General features: G+C 67.1%; 6 protein-coding genes. 2 read left to right on the top strand and 4 right to left on the bottom strand.

The features are described 5' to 3' along the window. A partial coding sequence (locus N878_RS13895) for a phytanoyl-CoA dioxygenase family protein (protein ID WP_021444247.1) occupies positions 1-487 on the bottom strand: 487 nt, incomplete at its 3' end. A 70-nt stretch (positions 488-557) separates the two neighbouring features. After that, positions 558-1,364 carry an outer membrane protein OmpK gene (locus N878_RS13900; protein ID WP_021444248.1) on the bottom strand — a complete coding sequence of 269 codons (807 nt, stop codon included), beginning with the start codon at positions 1,362-1,364 and terminating at the stop codon, positions 558-560. Between the two features lie 340 nt (positions 1,365-1,704). Here N878_RS13900 and N878_RS13905 point away from each other — a divergent pair, with 340 nt between their 5' ends. Then, positions 1,705-2,499: an SDR family oxidoreductase gene (locus N878_RS13905; protein ID WP_021444249.1), complete on the top strand. Its 795-nt coding sequence runs from the start codon at positions 1,705-1,707 to the stop codon at positions 2,497-2,499. 26 nt (positions 2,500-2,525) lie between these two features. On the opposite strand, the gene N878_RS13910 is transcribed toward N878_RS13905, so the two are convergent. Together N878_RS13910 and N878_RS13915 are read right to left on the bottom strand one after the other, a co-directional pair. After that, positions 2,526-3,101: a TetR/AcrR family transcriptional regulator gene (locus N878_RS13910; RefSeq protein ID WP_021444250.1), complete on the bottom strand. Its 576-nt coding sequence runs from the start codon at positions 3,099-3,101 to the stop codon at positions 2,526-2,528. Positions 3,102-3,178: 77 nt separating this feature from the next. Next, positions 3,179-3,727, bottom strand: coding sequence for a PaaI family thioesterase (locus tag N878_RS13915; protein WP_021444251.1), 549 nt, complete (start codon positions 3,725-3,727; stop codon positions 3,179-3,181). Between the two features lie 84 nt (positions 3,728-3,811). Between N878_RS13915 and N878_RS13920 the strand changes: the two genes are divergently transcribed. Continuing rightward, positions 3,812-4,102: MFS transporter (locus N878_RS13920; protein ID WP_031303170.1), on the top strand; the 291-nt coding region annotated here is incomplete at its 3' end.

The following is a 4,102-nucleotide window of genomic DNA, read 5'->3' on the forward strand; positions in this document are numbered from 1 at the left end:
CGGGCGGCCGGCCGGCGCGGTGGCTGCCGGGGATGACCCGGGTCGGGGCCAGCTCGGCGTCGATGTCGTCGAGATAGAGCTGGGCGGTGCAGATCTGCATCGGCAGCTCGAAGGCGGGATCGTCCAGCAGGCTCGGCGGCAGCGCCATCGGCAGATGATCCAGGTGCAGCTCGCTGCCGACGAAGCCGGGGTGGCAGCGCCAGGCGGTCTGGCCGATCACGTGGCAATCCTCGCCCAGCGCCGCTTCGGCCAGCTCGATCACCTGCGGCAGGTCGAGGTAGGGCAGCCAGAACGGGTCGCGGTTGAACAGGCACTTGTAGTGGTCGAGGCTGCCCTGGTAGTCCCAGTGGATGGGACGCAGGGCATCGATGGCGGTGCGCAGCGCGGCGATGCGCGGCGCATCCAGCACCCCGGGCAGCAGGACGAAGCCCTGCTGGTGCAGGGCCTGCAGCCGTTCGGCGGTGTGGCTGGCGATGAACTCGGGCATGGCGCCGCTCCCGAAGGTGACCAGAGCATGCTGGCACTCGCAAGCGACGTTGCCCAGTCCTCGGTGGTGCTTAGAAGTGCGCCTTGACCAGCAGGCTGGCGGTGTTCTGGTCGGTCGGGCCGACGAAGTTGGCGCTGACGAAGCCGCCGTCCTTGATGCCGTACTTGTTCTTCCAGTAGTCGTACTCGAGGCCGACGTACAGCTGCTTCTCGCCCCACTTCAGCGCCTTGCCCAGGTCGTACTTGATCTGCGGGTTGAAGTGCAGGTTGGCGTGGTAGGCGCCGCGGCTGTTCTCGTCGTTGTCCACCACCCAGTCCATGAAACCGTCGATGAGGATGTCGGACTCGCCGACCGGGATGGTGTAGCTCCACACCGGGGTGATCTGCCAGACGTTGTCGCCGGGGCGGCTGCCATCGGTGGTGCGCAGGTAGGTGTTGAGCTGGAAGTAGTCGAAGCCGGGGATGGCCAGGTCGAAGCCCGGACCGATCAGGTAGGACTCGACGTCGTCCTCGCCGAACTCGTAGGTGGTGGCGATCAGCACGTCCTTGAGCGGGCCGAACGACAGGTCGGCGCCGCTGAGCTTGCCCAGGGAGAAGCGCGGGCTGAACTCGCCGTAGAAGGTATGGCCGTCGCCGGCGCCGTTGCGGGCGTCGGTGTTGTACTTGATCGCGTCGACGAAGATGAACAGGTCGCCGAAGCTCCAGCCGCTGGCGTGCTCGAAGGTGACGGTCTGCTGGATTTCCGGGTCGATCTTGAAGTCGTGGCCGTAGAGGTAGGTCAGGCTGTTGTCCTGCCAGTGCAGCAGGTCGCCGGCGACGGCCTGGCCGCCTGCCAGCAGGCCGCCGGCGAGGATCAGCGAAGAAAGGGTGCGGTTCATGAAGGCTCCTGGTGTGTAGCGTGTCGTTATGGTTGTAAACCTGTCTGATTGGTCAGGCTGGTGCAGCTAGAGCAAAAACGGCGCCAATTCTCGTGATTGGCGATAGACCTTGCAAATCAATCGGATGGCTTGCATTTCGGCGCAGGATGGCGGCCGTTCGTGCACCTTTTGCTGACCGCTGGGACAGAAACGGCCATAAGTTGGTGCGCACGGCCGTGGCGGTCATTGGTCGGCTGGAGTGGAAAGGCCATTGACGAGCAGTATGGCGAGGTTCATATAGGCGATTAAGATTATGGTTGTAATCTAACTGGCCCGCTCAAACCTCTTCATGGAGAACGCTATGAACTCTGCAAGCAAACCCGCCACCGCCCTGATCACCGGCGCCTCTTCCGGCATCGGTGCCACCTATGCCGAGCGTCTGGCTCGGCGTGGTCACGACCTGCTGCTGGTGGCGCGCGACGCCCAGCGCCTGCAGGCCCTGGCCGAGCGCCTGGGCGGCGAGTACGGCGTCGCCGTCGAGGTGATGCCGGCTGACCTGACCGTGCCGGCCGACGTGCGCAAGGTGGCGCAGCGCCTGCGCGAGGACGCGCGCATCGGCCTGCTGGTGAACAATGCCGGGGTGGCGATGAACGGGCCGCTGTCCGGCGCCGACCTGGAACAGGTGGACGCGATGATCCAGCTCAACGTGGTGGCCCTGACCCATCTGGCCGCCGCCGCGGCCGCCAACTTCGGCCAGGCCGGGCGTGGCGCCATCGTCAATATCGGCTCGGTGGTGGCGCTGGCGCCGGAGATGTTCAACGCCGTGTACAGCGCCACCAAGGCCTATGTGCTGAGCCTGACCCAGACCCTGGCCGGCGAACTGCGCGGCTCGGGCGTTCAGCTGCAAGCGGTGCTGCCGGGGGTGACCCGCACTGAGATCTGGGAGCGCAGCGGCACCGATGCCTCGGCGCTGCCGCCGTCGATGATCATGGAGGTGGGCGAGATGGTCGACGCGGCGCTGGCCGGTTTCGATCAGGGCGAGCTGGTGACCATCCCCTCGCTGCCGGATGCCGCCGACTGGGACGCCTTCGTCGCCGCCCGCGCGGCGCTGGGGCCGAACCTGTCGCACAGCCAGGCGGCGGCGCGCTACAAATAAGCGTGCGGGGCGCCGGTCAGGCGCCCCTATTGTTGCTGGGCGTCCTGCGCCTGCTCGATCAGCAGGCGGCGGGTGGTCTTCAGCAGGCGGTCGGACAGCTCGGGGTCCTTGACGCTGCGCGACAGCAGCAGGGCGCCGACCATGGCCGAGAGCAGCAGCACGCTCTGCTCGGCGGCGTCGTCGCCTTTGAGGTTGTCTTCGATCAGCGCCAGGCGATTGCGGATCAGCGCGTCGGTGATCTCGCTGGCCTCGCCGCGCTGGCCCAGCTCGGCCGACATGGTCGGCAGCGGGCAGCCGGCGCCGGGGTTGGCGCGGTGCGCGCTGGACAGGTAGCTGGCGATAAAGCGCGGCAGCGGCGCCTCGGACTTCTCGGCCTGCTGCTCGGTGTTGTTGGCAAGGTCCTGCACGGCATGGCGCAGGGCGGTCTCCACCAGCTCGTCCTTGGACTTGAAGTGGGCGTAGAAGCCGCCGTGGGTCAGGCCCAGGGCCTTCATCAGCGGCTGCAGGCCGGTGGCGCCGATGCCGTCGCGGCGAAAGCGCAGCGCGGCCTCGTCGATGATGCGTTGGTGGGTCTTGGCCTTGTGGTCTTCCGAATAGCGCATGGGGTGCTCCGGATGATTCAGATGTTGGCTGTCATCTTACACCCGCGGCCGCGCCTTGGCGCGACCGCGTTGTGCACTCAGGGCGTCGGCGGCGCCATATCGAGAATCAGGCAGGTGGTGGAGGCCATGGCGTAGAGGCGCTCGTCGACGTCGTACAGGCGTCCTTCGGCCAGCGCGGTGGAGCGGCCGAGGTGGATGATGCGGCCCTCGGCGCGTACCGGGCCGGCGTCGCTGCGCAGGGCGCGGATGTAGCTGACGCGCAGGTCGCTGGTGGTGTAGCCCTGGCCCCGCTTGAGCAAGGTGTGCACCGCGCAGCCCATGCAGGAGTCGAGCAGGGTGGCGATATAGCCGCCGTGCACGCTGCCCAGTGGGTTGTAGTGACGCGCATCGGGCGTGCCCTGGAAGACGAAACGACCGCTGGCCCACTGCAGCGGCACGAAATCCAGCAGCTGGCCGAAGGGCGGGCTGGGCAGCTCACCGCGGCCGATGCGGTCGAAGAAGTCCATGGGCGCCATGCTGGCCACCTCGGCCAGGGCCAGGGTGCCAGGGGCGGCGAGATTGGCGCGCAGCGCCTGTTCTTCGGCGTGCCAGGCGGCCAGACGGGTATCGCGGTCTTGCGGGTTCATGCGGGTCTCCCAATTTTATGATGGACGACATCTAATCTTTCATATTATGGTTGAAATATAAATACCCCGAGCCGGAGATTCGCCATGCGTCCGTCCCCCTCCCGTCTGTTGCTGCTGCTTTTGATGCTGCTCACCGCCCTGGGGGAAATCTCCACCCAGTTGCTGATTCCCGCGCTCGGCGCCCTGGAGCGCGGCCTGCACGCCGCGCCGGGCAGCAGCCTGCTGGCGCTGTCGCTGTTCGTCGCCGCCTTCGGTCTCGGTCAGTTGCTGCTCGGCCCGCTGTCCGACCGTCTCGGCCGGCGCCCGGTGCTGCTGGCCGGGCTCTCGCTGTACCTGCTGGCGAGCCTGGGCATGCTGCTGGCGGAGAACATCCAG

The sequence above is a fragment of the Pseudomonas sp. EGD-AK9 genome, from assembly GCF_000465935.2.
Classification (GTDB): Bacteria; Pseudomonadota; Gammaproteobacteria; order Pseudomonadales; family Pseudomonadaceae; genus Aquipseudomonas.

Bases quoted from the DNA above. Each gene is read 5' to 3' on its own strand.
- N878_RS13900 (WP_021444248.1), bottom strand. From the start codon at position 1,364: ATGAACCGCACCCTTTCTTCGCTGATCCTCGCCGGCGGCCTGCTGGCA.
- N878_RS13905 (WP_021444249.1), top strand. From the start codon at position 1,705: ATGAACTCTGCAAGCAAACCCGCCACCGCCCTGATCACCGGCGCCTCT.
- N878_RS13910 (WP_021444250.1), bottom strand. From the start codon at position 3,101: ATGCGCTATTCGGAAGACCACAAGGCCAAGACCCACCAACGCATCATC.
- N878_RS13915 (WP_021444251.1), bottom strand. From the start codon at position 3,727: ATGAACCCGCAAGACCGCGATACCCGTCTGGCCGCCTGGCACGCCGAA.